The following is a 3,761-nucleotide window of genomic DNA, read 5'->3' as shown; positions in this document are numbered from 1 at the left end:
AGGGTAGGTCAGACCGCTATGCGGGTCGGCGGACTTGGACTATCAACCACTCTATCAGTTAGAAATTTACCACTATCGAGGTACGAAACCCAGCACCATGAACTTGCTATCGATTTATCGTTCGGTTGCCCTGGGGTTTGTCCCGCCAGTTTCACCGCGACACCCTGGGAATCGGGTCGTTACCGCGCCAAGGGCTGATCGCCTCCACCGGATAGACGCACGCCCTTCAGCGCATTGAGCAGGATGCCGATCGTCGTTCCGTTATGCAGCAGAGCGCTGGCGAGGGGGGATAGCCCCCCGGAGATGGCGTCCCCGAGGATGGCGGTGTTGATACCGACGGCCGCTTTGAAGTTGCCGCGGATCAGGCCCATGGTCTTGGTCGCGATCTCGCGGGCGTCGGCGACAGCGCTCAGGCGATCGTCCATGAGCACGCCGTGGGAGATGTGTTGCAGGTCCCACTCCTTGGCCGCCTCCACTACCGCTTCGGCGACCGGGTGTCTGGCATGCTCCTCGACGGACGCCACCAGTGCGAGCAGGCCTTCCTCCGTGCAGCCATCGTCATGGGCCAGAACGAGCACATCGGTCACGATCAGCTCGCTGTGGGTCAGCGTACCCGTCTTGTCGAAGACCAGGGTATCGACCTCGGCCAGGTGTTCGATGGCCTCGCCGCCCTTCATCAGGACACCGTGCTCGGCCGCGCGGTAGATGCCAGACTTGAAGGCCACCGGGGTGCCGAGCTTGAGCGCACAGGAGTAGTCGACCAGGAAGACGGATTGCAGCCGGGTCAAATCCGGGGTGAGGGCATAGACGATGCCGCCGGTGCCCAGCGTGAGGTAGACGCGCTTATCCGCCAGCTCCTCGGCCAGGCGCTGGGTGTCCGAGCGTTTGGACAGGGACTCCTGAATGAACCGGGAGACCCGGGCCGTCGTGGTGTCGGCGCCCACTTGGACCGCCTCGACGCGGATTTGTCCCTCCTCCAGCACCGAGCCTGCGATCACACGCTTGGGTGCTTCCCTAAGCACCGGGACGTCCTCACCGGTGACGGCCGCTTGATTGACCAGGGCCACGCCGTCCACGACCCGCCCGTCCACCGGGACCGTCTCGCCCACACCGACAGTAACGATCTCGCCCTTGCACACTTCGTCGCCGTTGATCTGGACCAGCTCGCCGTCCCGCTCCACCCAGGCCATGGCGGGCTCGGGACGCAGGAGCCGGCGCAGTAGCCGATCGGACTGACGCTCGGTGCGCCGCTCCAGGAACTCGCCCAAACTCAGCAGCAAGTCGGTGATGTTCGCAGTGTAGACCTCGCCGTCGGCAGCGGCGAGCCCCACTGCCAGGGCGTCGAGGACCTCCATCTTGATGCCCTCCTTGATCAGCACATCGGCGCCCTTGACGAGCGTGGAGCCGACGTTGACGAAGGTCACCACTTTCTGCATCCGTGGCGTCAGGAAGGGCAGGGTCATGGCCGTGGTCACCATGGGGGCAAATTCGGCCTCGCGGATGCCCTCATCACTGTAGCCAGGGATCACCTCACCGGGGAATCCTTCCAGCCGCTTGATTACGGCTTCGCGGCCGTCTCTCCCCCCCTTGTAGCGCACGATCAGGGCTTTGGCCGCAGGGTTGGCGCGGACCTCCTCGACCGGCGATGCCGCCCCCATCCAGGACTCGACGTCAGCTTGTTGCTCGGTCGGTCCGAACTGGCTAAGGAAGCAACCTGGTTTGAGGAACGGGAACTGATCTACGTGGCTTGGTGCATTCGTATACTGTAAATGATAACCGTTAGCACTGCTGATGTAAATGGGAATCTTTATCGTTTATCCCGAATCCGCACCGTAGATTCGATGATACCCACAATTCACAATGCCCGTGAATTTACGGCAGGAACCTGGTTTTTCTTTTAGGAGCAACGCCTTGTTTGTGATTCTATTCAGTTTTCACTGCTACCTGTAACGGCTTGCGAACATAATCAGTTGGGCTCGCAAACATCAGGTTTTGCGGGCCGTTACAACTAATCGAGCCAGCGTATCAGGTAATAGATACGCTGCCCTTCGGACGATTTCGATGGACCATAGACCAGGGCCGGATGGAGGTTACGTGTCGGCGCGGCCCCGGCACGGGCCTCCTGCTCGCCGGCGACCGGGGTCACGCAGGCCTCGGGGTACCGGGGCCGGTTCCTGCGCGGTGTCTTGATCAGGGCAAAACGCTCTTCCAGGGACTTGGACTCCGGGTCCATGAGGATCTGGGGCATACTTGTGACTCGAGGCTGTGATCACTACCCCGAATGGTGCCGGTGCCGCCGGCTCGGATCAAGCTCAAAACTTCCAACCGCACCGTGCAAGCATGGCGCCGATTTCTGCTATTCTTGTGTAAGATCTTTCGTTTATCGAGAAGCCCCGGATGATCGCCCAGCACGCACTGGTACTAAACCTCCACCAGCCCCCGGACAACCTGCAGAATTTGCTGAACGATGGCAACTGGGAAGCCAAGGAGATTCTCTACGCCCTCGATCGAATCCCGCGCAGCCTGTGGGGCTCGGAGGACGTGGCACGGGTCCATTTATCCCTGTCCGGGACCCTGTTGGAGACCCTGAACAACCCGGGGTTTCAGCAACGGGTCTACGGTGTCGTCGACTGCGGCTCCCTGTTGTGGCACTTCCAGAACCAGGACATGTTCGAGATCCTGGGGACGGGTTTTTACCATCCGGTATTGCCCCTGATCCCCGAGACGGACCGGCACCAACAGCTGCAGCGCTGGCTGGGCATTGCGCGTCATATCCTCTGGCGCCCGCGCTTCCAAGGTTTCTGGCCGCCGGAGATGGGCTTTTCCATGGAGCTCATCCCCCTGCTGCGGTCCTTCGATTATCGCTATGTGTTGGTAGACAGCGAACACCTGGAGCCGGTCACACCCATGAGCTGGCAGGAGCTCCGTTACCGGCCCCATATCGCGCGCCACGGTGAGGATGAGATCCTGGTCATCGTCCGTGATCGGGACCTATCCAATGCCCAGGAGGCGGGCATGGATGTGGATTGGTTCAACAACGAGGTCACCGAGCGCACCAAGTGGTGCGACTTTGTCCCGCTGGTGACCACCTGCACCGACGGTGAAAACGGTGGTTGGTTCCGCAATACCACGGAAGGGACCAACTTCTGGAGCGCCTTTTACCTGCCGCTCCTGGAGCGGGTCCGCGCCGGCCAATCCGCGGTGTCTCCGACCTTTATCAGCGACTATTTGAACGTGCACGGTGCCCACGGCGAGGTACGGGTTCGCACCGGGGCCTGGAACACCGGCTGGCACGACGGGCAGGGTTTCATCCAATGGACCGGCTCCGACCGCCAGCGGACGGCCCTGGGCGCAATCGGAACGCTCAGCGTGGCGGTGCAAGAAGCCGCCCGACAGGCCGCCGAGCGGGGTATTGCAGACGACACCGGCTTCCAACAGGATCTGGAGGAGGCCACCTGGCGCCTGTTGCGGGCGGAGACCAGTTGCAACTTTTACTGGGGCGAGGACTGGGTCCAGCGTTCCGATGCGGATATGGCCGCATCCTGGGAGGCCCTGAACCACGCCCGGGCGCGCTTGGGATAAGGTGCGCCCCCACCGTCCCGTCACCCCAAATCGACTCCTTGCACCTCGCCTGCCGAATGCTTCACGGCAAGGGGTATAATTCCCAGGCTCTTTATGGATTCTGGACTGCTTTGGAGTGCGCCGGCAAAGCGGCGCGACCGCATCGAACCTCAGCGACGGGGGATACCAGCGGCGCTGGC

3 protein-coding genes are annotated in these 3,761 nt (G+C 62.0%); 1 reads left to right on the top strand and 2 read right to left on the bottom strand.

Annotation, left to right across the window (positions count from 1 at the left end):
- Positions 1-179: 179 nt before the first annotated feature.
- Both BQ17_RS19295 and BQ17_RS19290 read right to left on the bottom strand, forming a co-directional pair.
- Complete coding sequence (locus tag BQ17_RS19295; RefSeq protein ID WP_089729913.1) at positions 180-1,658, bottom strand: HAD-IC family P-type ATPase; 1,479 nt, start codon at positions 1,656-1,658, stop codon at positions 180-182.
- A gap of 350 nt (positions 1,659-2,008) precedes the next feature.
- Positions 2,009-2,248: a hypothetical protein gene (locus BQ17_RS19290; protein WP_089729911.1), complete on the bottom strand. Its 240-nt coding sequence runs from the start codon at positions 2,246-2,248 to the stop codon at positions 2,009-2,011.
- 149 nt (positions 2,249-2,397) lie between these two features.
- On the opposite strand from BQ17_RS19290, the gene BQ17_RS19285 reads away from it, so the two are divergent.
- Complete coding sequence (locus BQ17_RS19285; RefSeq protein WP_089729909.1) at positions 2,398-3,582, top strand: polysaccharide deacetylase family protein; 1,185 nt, start codon at positions 2,398-2,400, stop codon at positions 3,580-3,582.
- The last annotated feature ends 179 nt before the right edge of the window (positions 3,583-3,761 follow it).

This window comes from Candidatus Thiosymbion oneisti, assembly GCF_900092655.1.
Lineage (GTDB): Bacteria > Pseudomonadota > Gammaproteobacteria > Chromatiales > Chromatiaceae > Thiosymbion > Thiosymbion oneisti.
The sequence above is the reverse complement of the archived record's forward strand: the minus strand, read 5'-3'. Positions and strand labels throughout refer to the sequence as shown.

Bases quoted from the DNA above. Each gene is read 5' to 3' on its own strand.
- BQ17_RS19295 (WP_089729913.1), bottom strand. From the start codon at position 1,658: ATGGGGGCGGCATCGCCGGTCGAGGAGGTCCGCGCCAACCCTGCGGCC.
- BQ17_RS19290 (WP_089729911.1), bottom strand. From the start codon at position 2,248: ATGCCCCAGATCCTCATGGACCCGGAGTCCAAGTCCCTGGAAGAGCGT.
- BQ17_RS19285 (WP_089729909.1), top strand. From the start codon at position 2,398: ATGATCGCCCAGCACGCACTGGTACTAAACCTCCACCAGCCCCCGGAC.